Source organism: Spongiibacter taiwanensis, from assembly GCF_023702635.1.
GTDB classification, from domain to species: Bacteria; Pseudomonadota; Gammaproteobacteria; order Pseudomonadales; family Spongiibacteraceae; genus Spongiibacter; species Spongiibacter taiwanensis.
Genome location: NZ_CP098455.1, coordinates 796,021 through 816,144 on the forward strand (window position 1 = coordinate 796,021; position 20,124 = coordinate 816,144).

Below are 20,124 nucleotides of genomic sequence, written 5' to 3' on the forward strand. Positions count from 1 at the left end.
TTTAACAATCAAGGAATTGCACGATTGGAACCTGGCGCCGACCACAGGAATCGAGATTAATACGATTTCAGCGACAAAAAAAGGGGGCCAATTGGCCCCCTTCTCACAGCGCAAATAACGCGTTTATTTGCTCTCTTTCACCGTGACAACACGACGGTTTTTGGCACGGCCTTCAGCAGTCGCGTTGCTCGCAATCGGACGGCTCTCACCGTAACCAACTGCGCTCAAGCGATTGGGAGCGATACCAAAGTCGTTGATCAGTGCGTTGCGTACGGCATCGGCACGACGCTGGGACAGACCTTGGTTGTAGCCTTCACCACCGGTGCTATCGGCATGCCCCTCAATCACCGCTTTAACATTGCCGTGCTTGTTGAGGAAGTCAGCAACACGCTGCAACTCGGGTTTGAAAGTCGGCTTAATCACCGCAGAGTCAAAGTCGAAGTTCACCTCAACCTTCAGACTCTCAGTGGTTGTCAGCTTCAACTCACAACCGTTGCTGTCCACCGAGACACCAGCAGGCGTACCTGGGCATTTGTCTTTGTAGTCAGCTACGCCGTCACCGTCGCTATCCAGCGGACAACCATCACTGCCCACTACGACACCCGCCGGCGTGTTTGGACAACGGTCTGCACTATCAACCACACCGTCGCCGTCGCTATCCATGGGGGCAGCCACGGGCGCTGCGGTCTTGGTTCCGCCAAAGGCATAGCTGACACCCAGAGAAACGACGCCATTGCGCGTCTCGTTGTCTGTGCCGTAAAGCATCCGGGCGTCACCACGCAACGACCAGCTTTCACTCAAGGCGTAACGAACACCGCCACCAACATTAAGTTGCGTGTACACGTCGTTGTGAATGCCTTCGTAATCAGCTTGGGCGTGGGCCATACCAAACGCCATGTAAGGCGTGACCTTGCTGCCTGGTGTTTTGAAATAACGCAGAACATCCAGACCGGCTGAGGCTACCTCGGCATCACCGGCAGGGTTGCCCCGGTAGTTATCTGCATCGGAATAGATTGCCCGAAGCTCCAAACCCCAGTCATTGTTCAGCTCTTTCTCAATACCGAACAGGGCGGTAGCTTCTTCATCCAGATCCTGAGAATGATCGAAGACCTGGTACCCTATTGCAGGGTTCAGATACCACTTTCCCTCAGTCTCCGCAATTGCGCCAGAGCTGACACACGCGGCTCCGACGATAAAGGCACAAATTGAACGCTTTTCCATAGTTTTCCCCTTTGGCCAAAAACATTCCTTCATTGGATTAAGTAGTTGATAGCTCCCCTACCACTGTTTTCTACAGTATCACGCCAATATGATATTGCACGTATAGATATCCGTATTTTTACCGACTGGATCACAGCACTTTTCGCGTACGTCACTGTCCCGCCGGTAGTTGTGTCATAGCGGCAAGCCAAAAAAAAGCCGGAGCGAACGCCCCGGCTTTCAACACACTAGCAACGGAGCCCTTAACGCTCGGTCTCGGCTTCCATTACCGCCACTACTCGACGGTTAGCCTTGCGGCCTTCAGCAGTGCTATTGCTCGCTACCGGACGCTCTTCGCCGTAACCTACCGCGCTCAAACGATTTGGCTCAATGCCATACCCTTGGATAAGCGCGTTGCGAACGGCATCCGCACGGCGCTGAGACAACTGCTTGTTGTACGCCGCTGCACCGGTGCTGTCAGCATGACCTTCGATCACCGCTTTTACGCCGCCATACTTCTTCATGAACGACGCTACTTTTTCAAGCTCGCCACGGTAAGCTGCCGGGATCGCATCAGAATCCAGCGCGAAGTTAATCTCCAGCTTGATGCTCTCAGTTTGCTTCAGCACGTATTTACAGCCGAACTGATCCACCTTGCGGCCTGCTGGCGTGTTGGGGCACTTGTCGCGGTAGTTAGGTACACCGTCGCCGTCCTTGTCCAACGCGCAACCACGTGCATCAACCGCAACACCGGCTGGCGTTGCAGGACACTGGTCAACCGAGTCGGGCACACCGTCAGCATCCGAATCAGCAGGTGCAGCCGGCGCAGGGGCCGGGGCTGGAGCAGCCCCACCGAAGGCGTAGCTAAGACCCAGAGACACGATACCGTCACCAGTTTCGTTATCAGTGCCGTAGAAGTAACGGGCATCACCGCGCAGTGACCATGCTTCGCTCAGCGCGTAGCGCAAACCACCGCCCACGTTCAGCTGGGTATAAACATCGTTAGCCAAACCTTCGTAGTCTGCCTGAGCATGACCAATACCGAAGGCTGAATAAGGCGTCCACTTACTGCCTTCCATTTTGTAGTAACGCAGTACGTCCAGGTTGATTCCGGCAACTTCGGCATCGCGGGCAGGGTTGCCACGGTAATGATCCGCATCGGCAAAGGTAGCACGCAGCTCAATACCCCAGCCGGCACCGACTTCTTTCTCAACACCGAAAAGTGCAGTCGCCTCTGGATCCAAATCGCGATCGCCATCAAAAACCTGGTAACCAATCGCCGGATTCAAATACCACTTGCCTTCATCCGCAGTAGCCAACCCTGGCGCGACTGCGATAGCAACGGCTGCTCCCAATAGGACTTTCTTCATAGGACTCCCCCTTTTGATTTTTACAATTCTTGCGTGAGGCAAAGCGCCATTACGCAGAATGAGCAAGCGGAGAATAGCATGGCGTCAATAACTTGCGCCCGGTTTTTTTCGTGATTTTGTCTGCCCAGAGGGGAATGAACGGTGGCGTGTTGCCGATGACAAAGCGATGTTCACAGTGCACTTGAGAAATGAAAATCTACTCCGCACCAAACGCCGTAATAGAACCTTGGCGCTACCGCCGCACTACCAGCCCATCACCGATTTAACAAAGGGGATGGTCAGCCTGCGCTTCTCGGCCAGGCTGACATCGTCGAGGCGATCGAGAACTATCAATAAACTGGGGAAGTCACGCTGACATCGCGCCATGATAAAGTCGGCGACCACGTCTGACAGTTCAATGCCGCGACGCTGCGCACGAAGCTTAAAGGCGTGGTGACGGGCCTCATCGCTCATCGGCGGCACCTGAAACACAGCGAAACTCTGCAGGCGCGAATGCAAATCGGGAAGCTGCACCGTCAGTTGCTGAATGGATTTACTCGAGGAAGCCAGCAAAACCGCCGAAGTCGACAGGCACCGGTTATAAAGGTTAAACAGCCCGCGCTCCCACTGATCGTCCCCCGCCACATGATCGAGGTCGTCGAGGCACACCACATCAAGGGCCTCGAGATTGTCGAGCACGGCCTCTGGTGGGAACGCGGACACCTCCCGCATGGGCAAATAGCACGCACGTCGCCCCAGGGCCTCGGCCCGTGCAGCTGTCGCATTAAGCAAGTGACTGCGACCTGACAGCGCGTGCAGAAAGATAAATTTTTCGCCGTCGCCGTCGGCCTGGTGCCGCAAAGCGTCCACCACCAAGGCGCGCTCGGCGTCACAGTAAAAATTATCGAAGCTGCTTTCCGTGTCCAAACGAAAAGCAAAGGGAATTTGCTGCTCACTCATGTCGCGCTATTCGTTGCTCTCTGGCGCAGCCAAACCCGCGTTGCCATCATCACTGCTGGTGCCGCCATACAAATCACTGCGACGATAAAATTCATGCAAATGAGAAATCATCACCTTGATTACCGCCGCTGCAGGCAGCGCCAGCAGTACCCCGAGAAAGCCGAATAACTGACCGCCAGCCATGATTGCGAAGATGACCAGAACCGGATGCAGCCCGATCTTGTCGCCGACCAGGGTCGGAGTAAGGTAAAGGCTCTCAAGCAACTGCCCCACACCAAAAACTGCCGCAACCCCCAGCAGTGGCAACCAGCCATCAAACTGAAAAAATGCCGCCAGGCCGGCGGCAGATATGCCGAAAATAAAGCCCAAATAAGGCACGATGCTCGCAAGCCCCGCTGCCAACCCCAGCACCAACGCCAACTCCAGGCCAACCAGCCACAACCCGATCGAGTAGACCACACCAAGGCAACTCATCACCATGAGCTGGCCCAAGGCGAAAGCGCCAAGAATGTCATCGCACTCCTCAACAATCGTCACGGTCCGTGCCTCAATACGCCGGGGCAGCAAACCGCGCAAGCGAGCCATCATCACGTCCCAATCGCGCAGGAGATAAAAAGTAACGACCGGCACCAGGGTGATGTTGGCCAGCCAAGCCAGCATGGCCATGCCCGAACTGGACACCTTCTGCCAAACCATCATCAGCAGCCCGCCCGCAGTACCCCAGTTTTCACTGAGGACCTTTTTCGCGGAATCCACGGTGCTTTCCTGGGCGGGCAAACCAAGGTAGCGGCGCGCTTCTGGCAGCCCCGTTTCCAACAGCCAGACAAACAGCTCCCGCAAACGCGCACTCAGCAATTGCAACTGCTCAAAGAGCAGCGGCAAGGTCATCAGGACCAAGCCCAAACCCACCAAGGTGAAAATACAAAACACCAGGGTAACCGCCGCACCCCGGCCCATTCCCCGCGCCTCCAGTCGGTCAGCAAGGGGGTCGCCCATATAGGCCAGCACCGCGCTTAGTACAAAGGGCATTAGCACCGGCGCCAACAAGTGCAACAGCAGCGCTAGGGCAAGCGCAGCGATCAACCACCACCAGGGCGACGCGGCGCGCACCATCACTTGTCCTGCCAGCGATAGTAATTGCGGATGGGCAGCGCCGCGGCTTCTGCCTGCAATGCAGGCCGGGTAGCCAGGTTTTTCAACTGTCCATCAAGGGCCAAAAACCGCTCGACCATTTCCATATTCCCCTTGAGCAGCAACTCAATGACCAGCGCGTTATCCGACACCCAGACCGGGTTGGCATGCTCCACCACCGCCAAGTTCTCCAGATAGGTCACCAGACCCGCATAAGCATGAAAATCACGAATGTCATCGATGTAGACCAGCGTGCTTTCGCTATCGCCCCCCGCCACCACGCCAAAACTCCGCGCCTGGGTGTCAGCGAGACTATCGATTATTGGCGTCAGCATGTCTTCGGCCGTTGCGCCGTCAGAGTCAAGCCGGGTTTCGTCGTCCCGCTGCACCAGCGTCCAACTTGCTACCCAGCGACCGCTGGAAAACTCCGAGGCCCGCCCCACCAGAATGTAGGGCGCATCGTACCGTGCAGACGCCGCTCTTACCGCAGCCAACTGCATTTGCCAGACATCATCGACATCCAGGTTGGCGGCATCGGTGATGTCCATCAGCGGGAATTGCAACGCAACACCCCGCCGATCCGCCTGCTTGAGCAGCTCATCATAAAGTGCGCCGGGACTGTCCCCACTGACAAATTCACGGCCATTGATGGTGTCTTCCACCAACCACACCAAAACCGATGGCCGGTTGTTGGACCAAACGGGATAGCCCGCCGATTGCAGCAAGGCATTCACCTGACGCGGCGAAAAGCTCAACTCCAACTGCAGTTCAGCCTCGCCATCGGCATTGTCCTTATTAAGGTAGCGGTACTGGGTCAGCAACGGCTCAGCATTAGACAGTGCCTGATCGATCTGAGGATTGCCGCGAACCTGACGCTGGCCAGAGACCTTGATCAACACCCGCTCCAACGCTTCACCCGCACCCCGGCGCAATGACTGGGCGGACTGCTCTTCAACGGTCAGGCGCTCGTCATAAAGGTTACGCAATACCGCGGCATCAACGGCACCGCTGCTCAACCAGGCCGTCCAAAACAGCGCCAGCCAGTGAATCCATCGCCTGCTCAAAGTCTCGCTCCCACACTTTCCAAGGGCCCGCATTGTAGCAAGCCTGTTGGCACCTCGCCGCCGATCGCGGAAATAAGTCACCATATTGCTGCTGAATTCCCCAGCCAATCAAGCTAAAATATTGCCCTCAACAAGGACAGCCAAAAACTATGACAGACAGCAGTAAACCCCGCCTGAGTTACAAAGATGCCGGTGTCGATATCGATGCGGGCGAGGCCTTGGTCGATCGCATTAAAGATGTTGCCAAACGGACCCGTCGGCCTGAAGTGATGTCTGGCCTGGGTGGCTTCGGCGCCCTCTGCCAACTGCCCACTGGCTACAAAGAACCGGTACTGGTGTCTGGTACTGACGGCGTGGGCACCAAGCTGAAACTGGCAATCGAAACCGGCCTCCACGACACTATCGGCATCGACCTGGTTGCCATGTGTGTCAACGACTTGCTCGTCACTGGCGCGGAGCCGCTGTTCTTTCTGGATTACTACGCCACCGGCTCGCTGAATGTCGACATCGCGGCCCGGGTCGTTACCGGCATTGGCGCTGGCTGCGAGCAGGCTGGCTGCGCCCTGGTGGGCGGCGAGACGGCAGAAATGCCCGGCATGTATGAAGGCGAAGATTACGATCTGGCCGGATTCTGCGTCGGGGTGGTGGAAAAGTCCGAAATCATCGATGGCAATTCCGTGCGCATCGGCGACAAGCTGATCGGCATTGGCTCCTCCGGCCCCCACTCCAATGGTTACTCCCTGATTCGCAAGGTCATCGACCATTGTGGCGCCAGCCTCAGTGAGCCCTTCGGTGACAGCACCCTGGGCGAAACCCTGCTGGCCCCGACCCGGATTTACGTCAAACAGATTCTCCGGCTGATCAAGCAATACCAGATCAACGCCCTGGCCCATATCACTGGTGGTGGCCTGATCGAAAACATTCCCCGCGTGTTGCCCCGCAATACCAAAGCCGTTATCGACGTGACCAGCTGGCAGCGCCCGGCGATTTTCGATTGGCTCCAACAACAGGGCAACATTGAAGATATCGAGATGTTCCGCACCTTTAACTGCGGCATCGGGATGGTTGTCGCCGTGCCCGAGAGCGAGGCTTCCGACATTGTCGACATGCTGCGCCAGCAGGGCGAAGAGGCCGTGGTGATCGGCCATATCGCCAGCGCTACCGACGAGGACAGCAAAGTCCAACTAGAAGGCCTGTAAACCCATGGGCTGTAACATTGTCGTGCTGATTTCGGGCAGCGGCTCGAATTTGCAGGCATTTATTGACGGCGCCGCCTCCGGCGCTTTGCCGGAGTGCACCATCCGCGCCGTCATCAGCAATAAAGCCGACGCCTACGGACTCGAGCGGGCCCGACAAGCGGGCATCGCCACCGACTGCATCGATCACCGCGATTTCACCAATCGGGAAGACTTCGACACCGCCCTAGCCCAACGCATCGATCAATTCGGTGCCGACCTCATTATCCTCGCGGGCTTCATGCGCATACTGACCCCCGGCTTTGTCCGCCATTTTCGCGGCCGCTTACTCAACATTCACCCTTCCCTGCTTCCCAAATACCCGGGCTTGCACACGCACCAGCGCGCACTGGATGCAGGCGACAAGGAGGCCGGCGCGACCGTGCACTTTGTCACCGAGGAACTCGATGGCGGCCCGCCCATTGTTCAGGCAAAAATACCAATAATCCCCGGCGATAGTGCCGAAACCCTAGCCCAACGGGTACTGTCCGAGGAACATACAATCTATCCTCTGGCAGCCCGCTGGTTTGCCGAAGGAAGGTTGCGACTGGACGGAAAAAAGGCGGTGTTAGATGAGCAAGTACTTCCCGAAAGCGGCCTGGCCTACAACCAAGCGTAATCACTGCCGCTTATCAACCTTGCTGTGCGCTATTCTGCTGGTGTCGCTGCTCGGCGCCTGCGATGAGACAGAGCCCTCTGGCGACACCCAACAACCTAATATCGCAGCAGCGCCGCCCGCAGATACCCCTGCCACCCAGCCAGCAACACAGCGCACAACCGTCGATCCAGCTGCCAGCGAGGAAGCGGAAAAGGCGCCACCAAGTAAAGAAAGCTTCAAGGAAGCTGAGATCAGAAAAGCCGTGGCGGCCGAAAAACCTCAGCACGACAAACCTCGGGAGGAAGCGCCTGCGCCCGCTGCGCAGCCGAGCCAGCGAAATGAAACAGCCCCAGCAACTGCTTCCAGCGCTGCGCCTGCCAGGTCAGAAGCGGCACCAGCGAGCACAAAATCATCCTCTACGGTGACGAGCTCAGCGCCCGTCCCGTTACAGCCCTACAACGCCGTGTACCGCATCACCCAAGGCGGCATGAGCGCGGAAGCCAACCGGCGCCTTAGCAAAGCGGGCGATTATTGGCGGCTGACCCAGCAAGCAAGCAAATGGTTTATCACCATCGCCGAGGAAAGCCTGGTCGAAGTGACCGAAGAGGGAGAGATTCGCCCCCTGCGCTATCGCTACGATAACAGCATCAGCAGCAAGAAAAACCAGCGTATTGAGTTTGATTGGCAAGCCAGGCGTGCGACTGACAACGAATATCGCAAACCCTATTCGCTGCCGATAGAAGACGACTATTCGGATCAGCTCAGTGCCCAGTTACAACTGCGTCAGCGACTGCTCAGCGGCCGCGCTCCGGCCCGATGGCAGCAGACCATCGTCAAAAACGGCAAGGTAAAAACCTACCGCATTGAGCTGCTGGGAGAAGAGGTATTGTCCACGGAACTAGGCAAGGTCAACACCGTGAAATTGCGCCGGACCCGCAAAGGCAGCTCGGCGGAAACCCTGGTGTGGCTCGCCAAGGACTGGAACTACTTGATCGCCAAGCTCGAACAACTTGAGGACGACGACAGTTTGTCGCTAGAACTGATCAGCGGCAGTCTCGACGGCCAAGCCCTCAAGCGCCTGACCGAGCGCTAGGGCTGGGCCCCTTGCGCCTGCCCTAAACTGATTCGAGGTCAGCGAGCCGCGCTCACCCTACTGAGCGCACCACTCGCGCCGGACCCTCAGGTCTTGGGTAGGGTCACCCCGGTTTGCCCCTGATACTTGCCGCCACGGTCCTTGTAGCTCACGTCGCATATTTCATCGGACTCAAAGAACAGCATCTGAGCCACGCCTTCATTGGCGTATATCTTCGCCGGCAAGGTTGTGGTGTTGGAAAATTCCAGGGTCACATGCCCTTCCCACTCGGGCTCCAGCGGTGTGACATTCACAATAATGCCGCAGCGAGCGTAGGTCGACTTACCCAGGCAAATGGTCAACACACTGCGCGGAATCCGAAAGTATTCCACCGTTCGCGCCAGCGCAAAGGAGTTAGGCGGAATAATACAGTAATCACCGGTGATACTGACAAAGCTCTTGTCATCAAAGGCTTTGGGATCAACCGTGGCCGAGTAGGTGTTGGTAAATACCCGAAATTCATTGGCACAGCGCACATCGTAGCCATAGCTCGAGGTGCCGTAGGAGATGATTTTCCCACCATTATTTTCGCGAACCTGGCCGGGCTCAAAGGGCTCGATCATGCCCTCGTTTTCCGCCATTCGGCGAATCCACTTGTCTGACTTAATGCTCATCGCTGGTCCTCAAAAATTCCGCAGAATCGTTAGTCATCACTGATTTTTATGTTGGGAAACGCCGGGCCAGCACTGCGCTGACGCTCGGCCAGGGCCGCCGCCATCGCCACTGCGGCACGCCGATAGCAGGCAGCGGCCTCACCGCCCGGGTCGGATACCATAATCGGTTGACCAGCATCACCCTGCTGGCGAATTTGCAGCGACAAAGGTAGCGAGCCGAGCACGGTGACACCGTAATCGGCGGCCAGAGTCTGGCCACCACCCTCACCAAAAATATGTTCGTGATGGCCACACTGACTGCAGACATGCACCGCCATATTCTCAATCACCCCCAGCACCGGCACCGACACTTTCTGAAACATCTCCACCCCCTTGCGGGCGTCGAGCAGGGCAATATCCTGGGGCGTGGTGACCACCACCGATCCCGACACAGGTACTTTCTGGGAGAGGGTCAAATGGATATCCCCGGTGCCCGGCGGCAGGTCAATGATCAGATAGTCCAGGTCCTGCCAGTAAGTCTGGTACAGCAATTGTTGCAAGGCGCCGGTTGCCATCGGGCCACGCCAGACCATCGGCGTTTTCTCAGTTACCAAATAGCCCATCGACATCGACTGAATCCCATGGGCTTCAATCGGCAGCAGGTAGTGCGTGCCGTATTGCTTTGGTCGCACCCCTTCGGCGACACCCAGCAGCATCTGCTGACTGGGGCCGTATATATCGGCGTCCAGTAAGCCTACCCGAGCACCCTCTGCGGCCAATGCCAGGGCCAGATTAACGGAGGTCGTCGATTTACCGACTCCGCCCTTGCCCGAGGCAACGGCAATAATGTTGCGCACATTTTCCATGTTCTGCAGGTTTTGCTGGGGAGCAAAGGCCGCTACCTGCCAGCTGACCTGAACCGATGCACCCGTCACACCCGGCAGCGCCCTCAACGCCTCGCTCAGGGCGTGTTGATAGTCCTGCTGCAGATTTTTGGCGGGAAACCCCAATACCACCGACACCGCAACTTGACCATCTTCTGCGCACACCACCTGGGCGATTTCGGCGACCCGGCCCAGGGGCTGGGAAACACCCGGCAAGGGCAGGGCCTCCAGACATTGACGGACCGCGATTTCCAGCTCAGCAGACATGGAGACTCCAATGGCAAACAAACCCGCGAGTATACGCGCCGATGCCGGGGCAAACAACGCGCAGACAGGTGCAGGCCGCGGGCAAAAACGCTATAGTAGCGCGCCTCGAAAGTGGCGCAGCGCCTCGCTTGGCGGCACCCACGATATTGAATACTCGGCCCCTGATTGATGGCCAAATCGCACAAGGAATCCCATGACGCGCAAGATCCTCGTCACCAGCGCCCTGCCCTATGCCAATGGTCCACTGCACCTGGGTCATCTGTTGGAATCCATCCAGACGGACATCTGGGTACGCTTTCAGAATTTGCGCGGCAACGACTGCCTGTATTTCTGTGCCGATGACGCCCACGGCACCGCGATCATGCTCACCGCCGAGAAACTCGGCATTACCCCAGAAGAGCAAATCGCCCAGGTCAAGGCCCAGCACGAGCGGGATCTTGCCGGTTTCCTGATTCGCTTTGATAACTACTACTCCACTCACTCACCCGAGAACCGCGAGCTATCCGAGCTGATATACAAGCGTCTGGACGAAAACGGCCATATCGAGCGGCGGGACATCACCCAGCTGTTCGACCCCGAAAAGCAACTGTTTCTGGCCGACCGCTACATCAAGGGTACCTGCCCCAAGTGCAAGACCGAAGACCAATACGGCGACAATTGCGAGGCCTGCGGGGCCACCTACACCCCTGCCGAGCTGATCAACCCGCGGTCGGCTATCTCCGGGGCCACGCCGGTGGAAAAAGAATCCACCCACTACTTTTTTAAACTCGGCGAGTTCGCCGACATGCTGCGCAGCTGGACTCGCAGCGACAGCCTCCAACCCCAGATTGCCAACAAGCTCAATGAATGGCTCGATGCGGGCCTGCAAAGCTGGGACATTTCCCGGGACGCGCCCTACTTTGGTTTTGAAATCCCCGGCGCGCCTGGCAAGTACTTTTATGTCTGGCTGGATGCCCCCATCGGCTACATGGCCAGCTGCGCCAATTGGTGCAGCCACAATGACCGCGACTTTGACGAATTCTGGAGCAAAGACTCCAGCGCCGAGGTATACCACTTCATCGGCAAAGACATTATTAATTTTCACGGCCTGTTCTGGCCGGCCATGCTCGACAGCGCCGGCTTCCGCCAGCCCACGGCAATTTATTCCCACGGCTTTCTCACCGTGAATGGCAAGAAGATGTCCAAATCCCGGGGCACCTTTATCAAAGCGGAGACTTACCTGAAGCACCTGCCCCCGGAGTATCTGCGCTACTACTTTGCCGCCAAACTGTCTGGAGCGGTGGATGATATCGACCTCAACCTGGAAGATTTCACCAAGCGGGTAAATTCTGATCTGGTGGGCAAGCTGGTCAATATCGCCAGTCGCTCTGCCAAATTTGTCCAGAAAGGCAATGACGGGAATACCACCGGCTCCCTCGACAACCCCGAACTGTGGCAGCGCACCATTGGCCTCAGCGACACCATTGCCCAACTTTTTGAGGACCGGGAATACAGCAAAGCAGTGCGGGAAATTATGGCTCTAGCCGACGCCTGCAACGAATACTTTGACCAGCGCGAACCCTGGAAGCTGGCCAAGACCGAGGACGGCGCCATGGAAGCCGCCGCGGTGGCATCCCAGTGTCTCAACGTGTTCCGGGTGCTGGTGACGTACCTGTCCGCCGTGCTGCCTGAACTCAGCCAACAGGCCGCTGACTTCCTGAATTGTGATATCACCTGGCAGGGCGAGTTTTCCCCTCTGCTCAACCACCCCGTGAAGCCCTTCAAAGCCATGATGGCCCGGGTCGACCCCGACAAGGTCGCCGCCATGGTTGCCGACAGTGCCGACAGCACACCGGCCCCCACGGCCAGCCCCGACAAAGGCAAAACCAAAAAGCCGAGTCAGGACCCGGGAACCATCGCTGACACCATTGAGTTTCCGGATTTTGCCAAAGTCGATTTGCGGGTCGCCGAGATCATTGCCGCCGCCCCCGTCGAAGGCGCGGACAAACTGTTACAGTTGACCTTGAGCCTGGGCGAGCTGGGCACGCGCAACGTGTTTGCCGGGATCAAATCCGCGTACACGGCGGAGCAATTGGTGGGCAAACTCACCGTAATGGTCGCGAATCTGGCACCGCGAAAAATGCGTTTCGGCGTATCCGAGGGCATGGTGCTGGCCGCCGGGCCCGGCGGTAAAGACATTTGGATACTGAGCCCCGACAGCGGCGCCCAAGCGGGCATGAAAATTCAGTAGTCAGATCATCTCAGGCTGTTATCGGCTCTACCGATAAAGCTTTGTTGATTAAGCTGTTTTTATTTATTCGGCCGGTGCCCATAAAATAGGCGCCGCGCGGATTATCCGCGCTCGCACTTCGCCTTGGGACCGAGGGGGTACCGGGGCGGTTGGCGACAGGGGGAGACTAAAAGGTGTTAGCCGACTATTCCATTTTGCTAATCAGCGCCATTTTGGTGAACAACTTCGTGTTGGTCCAGTTCTTGGGGCTGTGTCCTTTTATGGGCGTATCGAGCAAGCTGGAAACGGCCATCGGCATGTCCAGCGCGACCACCTTCGTACTCACCCTCGCGTCCATCTGCAGCTGGATTACTTACGAGTGGCTACTGGTACCGCTGGGCCTGGAGTATCTGCGCACCATCAGCTTTATTTTGGTAATCGCCGTGGTGGTCCAATTTACTGAGATGGTAGTGCGTAAGACCAGCCCGCTACTCTACAAGGTGCTGGGCGTCTTCCTGCCCTTGATTACCACCAACTGCGCCGTGCTGGGTGTGGCATTGCTCAACATCAACAAAGATCACAGCTTTGCCGAAGCCGCCCTCTATGGCTTTGGCGCTGCCGCTGGCTTCTCTTTAGTGCTGGTGCTGTTTGCCGCCATGCGGGAGCGCTTAAATGTGGCCGACGTGCCCACCCCCTTCAAAGGCGCTGCCATCGGTATGATCACCGCCGGCTTAATGTCGCTGGCCTTTATGGGCTTTGCCGGATTGGTGTAACGCGATGCTGGAATTGATTGCCCAACAACCCCTGATTGCCTCGCTTATTGCCTTGGTCAGCATGGGCCTGATTTTTGGCGCACTGCTTGGTTACGCCTCGGTCAAATTCAAAACCGAGGGCGACCCGATTGCCGATCAGGTCGAGGAACTGCTGCCGCAAACCCAATGTGGCCAATGCGGTTATCCCGGCTGCCGGCCCTACGCCGAAGCCATTGCCGGGGGCGATGACATCAACAAGTGCCCCCCCGGCGGCGAAGCCACAATTGCCGCCCTGGCCGACTTGCTTGGGGTAGAAGCCAAGCCCCTGGACGCCGCCGAAGAATCCGTGCCCTCGGTGGCCTATATCCGCGAAGAAGAATGTATCGGCTGCACCAAATGCATCCAGGCCTGCCCGGTAGATGCCATCCTTGGCGCGGCCAAGCACATGCACACGGTCATCGCCAGCGAGTGCACCGGCTGCGACCTTTGCGTTGAACCCTGCCCTGTCGACTGCATAGAAATGCGCCCCATCGAAACCACCCTGCAGAGCTGGCATTGGCAAAAGCCGCCTGCCGCTGAAGATGTGATCGCCTCTGATCGTCACCCGAATCCAAGCGTGGGGGCCGGGGCATGAGAAAAATCTGGGATATCCACGGCGGCATTCACCCGCCGGAAAACAAACACCAGTCCATGCAAGGGCCGATTCGCCAGGCCGGCATTCCGCCACAACTGGTGCTGCCACTGGCGCAACATATCGGCGCCCCGGCCAACCCGGTAGTCGCGGTTGGGCAGCGTGTACTCAAGGGTCAGATGATTGCCGAAGCCAAGGGCTTTGTCAGCGCACCGGTCCACGCCCCCACCTCCGGGGTGGTCGTCGCCATTGAATCCCGGCTGATTCCTCACCCCTCCGGGATGAGCGCCCCCTGCATTGTCATTGACACTGACGGTCGCGATGAGTGGATTGGTCGCAGCGGGGTGGATGACTTCCGCAGTCTGGAGCGGAGCAAACTCCTCGAACGAATTCGCGCCGCCGGCATTGCTGGCATGGGCGGGGCGGGCTTCCCGTCTGCCGTCAAACTCGGCAAACGCGATGGCAAGCCCATCGAGACATTGATTCTCAACGGCACCGAGTGCGAGCCCTATATCACCGCCGACGATGCCCTGATGCGCGAGCGCGCAGATCAAATCATCGCCGGCGCCGAAATTCTGCGCTATTTGGTGGAGCCAACCAAAGAAACCCTGATTGGTGTCGAAGACAACAAACCCGAAGGGATCGCCGCCCTGCAAAAGGCCGCAGCCGGCACCGGCATTGAGATTGTCGTCTTCCCCACAAAATACCCGTCGGGCGGCGAAAAACAGCTGATCGAAATTCTCACTGGCAAAGAGGTGCCCAACGGCGGCCTGCCCGCAGACATCGGCATTGTCTGCCAGAACGTCGGCACCGCGGTGGCCATCCACAAAGCGATTCATTTTGGCGAGCCGCTGATTTCACGCATTACCACCGTGACCGGCGACGCCTGCCAACAACCCGGCAATTTCGAAACCCTGCTTGGCACGCCGGTACAATTTCTGCTCGAGCTCAGCGGCTTCGACCAGAGCAAGTGCATCCGCTTAATTATGGGCGGCCCGATGATGGGCTATACCCTCAACGATACCGCCGTCCCTGTGGTAAAAACCGCCAACTGCGTGCTGGCCCCCACCGCCCGGGAATTGCCGCCGCCACCGCCGGCACAGGCGTGCATCCGCTGCGGCATGTGCAGCGAAGCCTGCCCGGTTTCCCTGTTGCCCCAGCAAATGTACTGGTTTGCCCGGGCCCAGGAGCACGACAAGCTGGAGGCGCACAATCTGTTCGACTGCATTGAGTGCGGCGCTTGCTCCTATGTTTGCCCCAGCAGCATTCCCCTGGTGCAGTACTACCGAGCAGCCAAAGGTGAAATTCGCCAAGCCCAGCAAGACAAAATCAAAGCCGAGCGCAGTAAAGAGCGCTTTGAAGCCCGTCAGGCGCGGCTCGAAAAAGAAGAGGCGGAAAAAGAAGCCCGCCGCAAAGCGCGCCTTGAGGCCGCCAAACAGAAAAGTGCTGCCAGCAGTGAGGTGGACCCCATTCAAGCGGCCATCGAGCGCAGTAAGGCCAAAAAGGCTGACGCCCAGACAACCAGCCAGGACCCGGCTCAAGCCGCCATTGCCAGAGCCCAGGCCGCACGCTCTGGATCAACCCCGACAGAAAGCCCGGCAGAGAAAACGGCCCGACTGGAAAAACAAATTGCCAGCGCAGAAAAGCGCCTGAGTGCAGCACAAGAGAAACACCAACAGGCCCTGACCCAGGGCGATGCCAACGCCGACGCCTTTGCCAAAGCGGTGAGTAATACCGAGCAGAAACTCGAGAGCGCCCGCCAAGAACTGGCCGCCCATCAAGCCCAGAGCGCACCACCCTCGCCACCACCCACGGCTGAAGCAGACCCCGCAGCGGCAGCCATTGCCCGAGCCCAGGCCAAGCGCGCCGGTGGTGAAGTCGAAGAGACGAACGAGCAGAAAACAGCGCGCCTGCAGCAAGCCGTTGCCGCCAGCGAGAAAAAGCTCCTGGCCGCCCAGGAAAAACTGGATCAGGCCCGCAGCACGGGCGACAGCAAGGTCGCGGCCTTTGAAACCGCCGTCGACAAACTCAGCGCCAAGCTGGCCGAAACCAAGCAGGCACTCAGCGAGCTGGAAGGCGAGGCGCCGGCGACCACAGAGCCATCGACCGACGATGATCCGGCCCAAGCCGCCATCAAGCGCGCCCAGGCCGCCAGAGAAGCGGCCGCGTCAATGACTGATGCCGACAAGCTCAAAGCCAATGTCGCCTCCCTGGAAAAGCGATTGGCCAAAACCCGTGAAAAGCTCAGTGCGGCAAAGGAAAACGGCGATGACACTGCCGATTTGCTGGCCGACACCGTGGCCAAGCTCGAAGACAAATTAGCCCAGGCCCAGCAGCAGCTGGCCGAGCACAGCGCGTAAGGGGCACTCTGATATGGCATTTATGAAGATCAGCTCCCCCCACGCCCACGGCCCCATGACCACCGCCAAAGTCATGCGTCTGGTGCTGCTGGCAACGGTACCGGGGCTGCTGACACTCACCTGGTTCTTTGGTTTTGGCACGCTGATCAATGTGCTCTGGGCAAGCCTGAGTGCGCTGATGTTTGAAGCGCTGGCCCTGAAACTGCGCGGTCGCCCGATCCGCTTTTATTTGAACGATGCCAGCGCCCTGGTTACCGCCTTCCTGCTCGGTATCGCGCTGCCGCCGGCGGCACCGCTATGGCTGATCATTGTCGGTTGCGGCTTTGCCATTCTCATCGCCAAACACCTCTACGGCGGCATGGGTTACAACCCCTTCAACCCGGCGATGGCGGCCTATGTTTTTCTGCTGATTTCGTTCCCAGTGGCAATGACCACCTGGCTGGCACCCAAAGGCGTAACCACAGACTGGCTGGGCCCCATCGACGCCCTGCTTATGAGCCTTGGCCAGCTATCCGCCGTCGACGGCCTCACCGCCGCCACACCGCTGGACGTGCTCAAACAGAACAACAGCCTGGAACTCAGCGAGCTATGGGCCCAGTCACCACAAATGGGACAGTTCGCCGGAATTGGCTGGGAGGCCGCTAACGTCGCCTTTTTGCTCGGCGGTATTTACTTGCTCTACCGACGGGTATTCACATGGCACGCGCCGCTGTCCATGTTGGCGGCCCTCTTCCTGATGTCAGCCCTGTTTTACGACGGCGGTAGCTCCGCATCGGGTGGATCGCCACTGTTCCAGCTGCTGAGCGGCGCCACCATGTTCGGCGCCTTCTTCATCATCACTGACCCTGTCACCTCGGCAGTTTCCAATCGCGGCCGGGTGATTTACGGCGCATTGATCGGCGTACTGGTCTACCTCATCCGGCACTGGGGAAATTATCCCGACGCGGTGGCTTTTGCCGTGCTGCTAATGAATTTTGCTGCACCGTTTATTGACCACTACACCCAGCCGCGCACCTACGGTCACCAACCCAAGGGAGGACCGGGCTGATGCTGGGGCAATCGATTACCAAGAATGGCGTCTTGTTGGGGCTGTTTGCCGTGGTCACCACCGCAGTGATTGCCTCCACCTATCTGGGCACCAGGGACAGTATTCGCGACAATATTCGCCAGGCTGAGGCGAAGGCCCTGCTGGAAATTATTCCGGCAAACCGCCATGACAATGACATGCTCGATGATGCCTACCCCATTGACGACGAGTCGCTGCTCGGCCTGCGTGAGACGAAGCAGTATTATCTGGCCCGCCAGCAAGGCCAAGCTGTGGCCGTCATTTTGCCCGCCACCGCCCGGGATGGTTATACCGGCGATATCGATCTTATCGTTGGCATCAACGCCGACGGCAGCATCGCTGGGGTGAGGGTGCTGTCCCACCGGGAAACTCCTGGCCTGGGCGACCAGGTAGACTACAAGAAAAGCCGCTGGGTCGACGGATTTATCGGCAAGTCACTGGCGCAGCCCGAGCCGGCCCGCTGGACAGTGAAAAAAGATGGCGGCGTGTTTGACCAATTTACCGGCGCGACCATTACCCCCAGAGCCGTAACCGCGGCGGTTCGCCGCAGCCTGGAGTACTTCAGCGCCCACCGGGATGCACTGCTGCACCCTAGCAGCGAGGCCGCACACCCAGCGGCAGCGGGCCAGCAGAGTGATAACTCAGAGATTCTCTTACAAGAGGCAGCGCCATGAGCGACGTGAGCTACCGGGAAATTTCTCTCAACGGCCTGTGGAAAAACAACCCCGCCATTGTTCAGCTGCTGGGCCTGTGCCCCCTGCTGGCGGTAACCGGTTCTGTCATCAATGCCCTTGGCATGGGACTGGCCACCCTGATGGTGCTGGTGATTTCCAACAGCTGCGTATCAATGATCCGCCACTTTGCCAGCGACGCCATCCGCCTGCCCGCCTTTGTGATGATTATTGCCGCAGCGGTCACCTGCATCGAACTATTGATGCAGGCTTTTGCCTACGAGCTGTTCACCATCCTCGGCATCTTTCTGCCGCTGATTACCACCAACTGCGCCATCCTCGGCCGGGCCGATGCCTTCGCCTGCAAAAACAGATTGCTGCCCGCCGCCGTTGACGGCCTGGTGATGGGACTTGGCTTTGCCGCGGTGCTGGTGGTGCTGGGCGCCATGCGCGAAATCGTCGGCACCGGCGCCATCTTTGCCAATATGGACCTGCTCTTTGGTGAGGGCGCCAAACATTGGAAAATCGTGCTGGTGGAAGATTACACCTCGGTATTGGTCGCCGTTTTACCCCCCGGCGCCTTTATTTTTACCGGCTTGATCATTGCCCTGAAAAATATCATCGACGCGCAAATCGCTAAGCGACAGGCCGCCGCCAGCGCGCCCCAGACCAAAGAAAGCCGCCGGGTTCGGGTCACAGGCAACGTCAGCTGACCCGGCAATTTGCCCCCGCAGGCATATTTGCCATATCCTGTTCGCCACCATATAATTAGCTTGGTTACCAATTACCCCCAATGTGGAGAGCACCAGCAATGAACCAGGTCGTAATCGTCGACAATATTAGAACGGGACTTGCCAAATCCTTCCGTGGCACCTTCAACCTGACCCGGGCTGACGACCTTGTTGCCCACTGCATTGATGCGCTGCTGGCGCGCAACCCCAACTTTGATCCCGCCCTGGTTGACGACGTTGTTGTCGGCGCGGCCCGCCAGACTGGCGAGCAATCAGCCAACATTGCCCGCTACGCCGTAGCCCTGTCCAAACTGCCGATCAGCGCATCCGGTCTGACCATCAGCCGCGCCTGTTCTTCCGGCCTCAATGCCATCGCCATTGCCGCCCAGCATATCGCCAGTGGTGCCGGTGACATTTGCATCGCCGGGGGTGTTGAGTCCATCACCGGTCTGGAGCGCGGCAAGTCCGAGTTTGAAGAAAACCCCCGCCTGGTCAATGAACTGCCCCAGTTCCTGATGCCCATGGGCCTCACCGCTGAAATCGTCGCCGAGCGCTACAATGTGAGCCGTGAGCAGCAGGACGAATACGCGCTGCAAAGCCAGCAACGCTACGCCGCTGCCGCCGAGGCTGGCCTGATTGCCGACGAAATCGCGCCGATGACCGTGAACTGGCTCAAGGAAGACAAGAAGGCCGGCACCAAAGAAATTCTGGAAGGCACCGTCAGCAAAGACGAGTGCAACCGGCCACAAACGACTCTCGAAGGCCTGGCTGGCCTGAAGCCCGTGTTCAATGAGGAAACCGGCACCATCACCGCCGGCAATGCCTCCCAGCTTTCCGATGGCGCCTCAATGACCCTGTTGATGTCTGAGAAAAAAGCCATCGAGCTGGGCCTGACACCAAAAGCCTACTTCCGCGGTTTCACCGTGGCCGGCTGCGAGCCCGATGAAATGGGTATCGGACCCGTGTTCGCCATTCCCAAGCTGTTGAAGATGAACGGCCTGACCATGGCAGATATCGACCTGGTTGAGCTGAACGAAGCCTTTGCCTCCCAGTGCCTGTACTGCCGCGATGCCCTGGAAATCGACAACGACATCTACAACGTGAACGGCGGCGCCATTGCCATCGGTCACCCCTACGGCATGACCGGCTCTCGCATGACGGGTGTGGTGATCCGCGAGCTGCAGCGCCGGAACAAAAAGTACGGCATCGTGTCTATGTGTGTCGGTAAAGGCATGGGCGCTGCCGGTCTGTTCGAGGCCTGCTAAGCCCAAACCAAAATTACAAAGCCACC

18 protein-coding genes are annotated in these 20,124 nt (G+C 58.3%); 11 read left to right on the top strand and 7 right to left on the bottom strand.

Annotated elements, in window-relative coordinates; translation table 11 throughout:
- Nucleotides 1-123 precede the first annotated feature (123 nt).
- From NCG89_RS03845 to NCG89_RS03865, 5 genes are all read right to left on the bottom strand, one after another.
- Nucleotides 124-1,221: an OmpA family protein gene (locus NCG89_RS03845; protein ID WP_251088455.1), complete on the bottom strand. Its 1,098-nt coding sequence runs from the start codon at nt 1,219-1,221 to the stop codon at nt 124-126.
- 242 nt (nt 1,222-1,463) lie between these two features.
- The gene (locus NCG89_RS03850) at nt 1,464-2,570 is read right to left on the bottom strand and encodes an OmpA family protein (RefSeq protein WP_251088456.1); all 1,107 of its coding nucleotides are present in this window, start codon (nt 2,568-2,570) and stop codon (nt 1,464-1,466) included.
- A gap of 243 nt (nt 2,571-2,813) precedes the next feature.
- Nucleotides 2,814-3,509, bottom strand: a complete 696-nt coding sequence (gene hda, locus NCG89_RS03855) for a DnaA regulatory inactivator Hda (protein ID WP_251088457.1) — start codon at nt 3,507-3,509, stop codon at nt 2,814-2,816.
- Between the two features lie 6 nt (nt 3,510-3,515).
- Complete coding sequence (locus NCG89_RS03860; RefSeq protein WP_251088458.1) at nt 3,516-4,622, bottom strand: AI-2E family transporter; 1,107 nt, start codon at nt 4,620-4,622, stop codon at nt 3,516-3,518.
- On the bottom strand, nt 4,622-5,704 hold the full coding sequence (locus NCG89_RS03865; protein ID WP_251088459.1) for a DUF2066 domain-containing protein: 1,083 nt from the start codon (nt 5,702-5,704) through the stop codon (nt 4,622-4,624). The genes NCG89_RS03860 and NCG89_RS03865 overlap by 1 nt, the downstream gene beginning before the upstream one ends.
- Nucleotides 5,705-5,853: 149 nt before the next feature.
- Here NCG89_RS03865 and purM point away from each other — a divergent pair, with 149 nt between their 5' ends.
- From purM to NCG89_RS03880, 3 genes are read left to right on the top strand one after another with little or no spacing between them, the layout of a single operon-like run.
- Nucleotides 5,854-6,903, top strand: coding sequence for a phosphoribosylformylglycinamidine cyclo-ligase (gene purM / locus NCG89_RS03870; RefSeq protein WP_251088460.1), 1,050 nt, complete (start codon nt 5,854-5,856; stop codon nt 6,901-6,903).
- Nucleotides 6,904-6,907: 4 nt separating this feature from the next.
- On the top strand, nt 6,908-7,558 hold the full coding sequence (purN, locus tag NCG89_RS03875) for a phosphoribosylglycinamide formyltransferase (RefSeq protein ID WP_251088461.1): 651 nt from the start codon (nt 6,908-6,910) through the stop codon (nt 7,556-7,558).
- Nucleotides 7,512-8,630, top strand: coding sequence for a DUF3108 domain-containing protein (locus NCG89_RS03880; protein ID WP_251088462.1), 1,119 nt, complete (start codon nt 7,512-7,514; stop codon nt 8,628-8,630). Before purN ends, NCG89_RS03880 begins: the two co-directional genes overlap by 47 nt.
- Before the next feature lie 86 nt (nt 8,631-8,716).
- Here NCG89_RS03880 and dcd read toward each other — a convergent pair whose 3' ends face one another.
- Nucleotides 8,717-9,283, bottom strand: coding sequence for a dCTP deaminase (gene dcd / locus NCG89_RS03885; RefSeq protein WP_251088463.1), 567 nt, complete (start codon nt 9,281-9,283; stop codon nt 8,717-8,719).
- 29 nt (nt 9,284-9,312) lie between these two features.
- Nucleotides 9,313-10,413 carry an iron-sulfur cluster carrier protein ApbC gene (gene apbC / locus NCG89_RS03890; RefSeq protein ID WP_251088464.1) on the bottom strand — a complete coding sequence of 367 codons (1,101 nt, stop codon included), beginning with the start codon at nt 10,411-10,413 and terminating at the stop codon, nt 9,313-9,315.
- Nucleotides 10,414-10,606: 193 nt separating this feature from the next.
- Here apbC and metG point away from each other — a divergent pair, with 193 nt between their 5' ends.
- The 8 genes from metG (at nt 10,607) to NCG89_RS03930 (ending at nt 20,098) form a co-directional block, all read left to right on the top strand.
- Nucleotides 10,607-12,643 carry a methionine--tRNA ligase gene (gene metG, locus NCG89_RS03895; RefSeq protein ID WP_251088465.1) on the top strand — a complete coding sequence of 679 codons (2,037 nt, stop codon included), beginning with the start codon at nt 10,607-10,609 and terminating at the stop codon, nt 12,641-12,643.
- A gap of 173 nt (nt 12,644-12,816) precedes the next feature.
- The gene (gene rsxA, locus NCG89_RS03900) at nt 12,817-13,395 is read left to right on the top strand and encodes an electron transport complex subunit RsxA (RefSeq protein WP_251088466.1); all 579 of its coding nucleotides are present in this window, start codon (nt 12,817-12,819) and stop codon (nt 13,393-13,395) included.
- A 4-nt stretch (nt 13,396-13,399) separates the two neighbouring features.
- Nucleotides 13,400-14,008 carry an electron transport complex subunit RsxB gene (gene rsxB, locus NCG89_RS03905; protein ID WP_251088467.1) on the top strand — a complete coding sequence of 203 codons (609 nt, stop codon included), beginning with the start codon at nt 13,400-13,402 and terminating at the stop codon, nt 14,006-14,008.
- On the top strand, nt 14,005-16,365 hold the full coding sequence (rsxC, locus tag NCG89_RS03910; protein WP_251088468.1) for an electron transport complex subunit RsxC: 2,361 nt from the start codon (nt 14,005-14,007) through the stop codon (nt 16,363-16,365). The genes rsxB and rsxC overlap by 4 nt, the downstream gene beginning before the upstream one ends.
- A gap of 13 nt (nt 16,366-16,378) precedes the next feature.
- Entirely contained in the window at nt 16,379-17,413 is a 1,035-nt protein-coding gene (gene rsxD, locus NCG89_RS03915; RefSeq protein WP_251088469.1) for an electron transport complex subunit RsxD, read from the top strand.
- The gene (gene rsxG, locus NCG89_RS03920) at nt 17,413-18,105 is read left to right on the top strand and encodes an electron transport complex subunit RsxG (protein ID WP_251088470.1); all 693 of its coding nucleotides are present in this window, start codon (nt 17,413-17,415) and stop codon (nt 18,103-18,105) included. Before rsxD ends, rsxG begins: the two co-directional genes overlap by 1 nt.
- On the top strand, nt 18,102-18,815 hold the full coding sequence (locus tag NCG89_RS03925; protein WP_251088471.1) for an electron transport complex subunit E: 714 nt from the start codon (nt 18,102-18,104) through the stop codon (nt 18,813-18,815). The genes rsxG and NCG89_RS03925 overlap by 4 nt, the downstream gene beginning before the upstream one ends.
- 98 nt (nt 18,816-18,913) lie before the next feature.
- The gene (locus tag NCG89_RS03930) at nt 18,914-20,098 is read left to right on the top strand and encodes a thiolase family protein (protein WP_251088472.1); all 1,185 of its coding nucleotides are present in this window, start codon (nt 18,914-18,916) and stop codon (nt 20,096-20,098) included.
- Nucleotides 20,099-20,124 lie beyond the last annotated feature (26 nt).

Coding starts and splice junctions, on each gene's coding strand:
- NCG89_RS03845 (WP_251088455.1), bottom strand. CDS start 1,221: ATGGAAAAGCGTTCAATTTGTGCCTTTATCGTCGGAGCCGCGTGTGTC.
- NCG89_RS03850 (WP_251088456.1), bottom strand. CDS start 2,570: ATGAAGAAAGTCCTATTGGGAGCAGCCGTTGCTATCGCAGTCGCGCCA.
- hda (WP_251088457.1), bottom strand. CDS start 3,509: ATGAGTGAGCAGCAAATTCCCTTTGCTTTTCGTTTGGACACGGAAAGC.
- NCG89_RS03860 (WP_251088458.1), bottom strand. CDS start 4,622: ATGGTGCGCGCCGCGTCGCCCTGGTGGTGGTTGATCGCTGCGCTTGCC.
- purM (WP_251088460.1), top strand. CDS start 5,854: ATGACAGACAGCAGTAAACCCCGCCTGAGTTACAAAGATGCCGGTGTC.
- purN (WP_251088461.1), top strand. CDS start 6,908: ATGGGCTGTAACATTGTCGTGCTGATTTCGGGCAGCGGCTCGAATTTG.
- NCG89_RS03880 (WP_251088462.1), top strand. CDS start 7,512: ATGAGCAAGTACTTCCCGAAAGCGGCCTGGCCTACAACCAAGCGTAAT.
- dcd (WP_251088463.1), bottom strand. CDS start 9,283: ATGAGCATTAAGTCAGACAAGTGGATTCGCCGAATGGCGGAAAACGAG.
- apbC (WP_251088464.1), bottom strand. CDS start 10,413: ATGTCTGCTGAGCTGGAAATCGCGGTCCGTCAATGTCTGGAGGCCCTG.
- metG (WP_251088465.1), top strand. CDS start 10,607: ATGACGCGCAAGATCCTCGTCACCAGCGCCCTGCCCTATGCCAATGGT.
- rsxB (WP_251088467.1), top strand. CDS start 13,400: ATGCTGGAATTGATTGCCCAACAACCCCTGATTGCCTCGCTTATTGCC.
- rsxC (WP_251088468.1), top strand. CDS start 14,005: ATGAGAAAAATCTGGGATATCCACGGCGGCATTCACCCGCCGGAAAAC.
- rsxD (WP_251088469.1), top strand. CDS start 16,379: ATGGCATTTATGAAGATCAGCTCCCCCCACGCCCACGGCCCCATGACC.
- rsxG (WP_251088470.1), top strand. CDS start 17,413: ATGCTGGGGCAATCGATTACCAAGAATGGCGTCTTGTTGGGGCTGTTT.
- NCG89_RS03925 (WP_251088471.1), top strand. CDS start 18,102: ATGAGCGACGTGAGCTACCGGGAAATTTCTCTCAACGGCCTGTGGAAA.
- NCG89_RS03930 (WP_251088472.1), top strand. CDS start 18,914: ATGAACCAGGTCGTAATCGTCGACAATATTAGAACGGGACTTGCCAAA.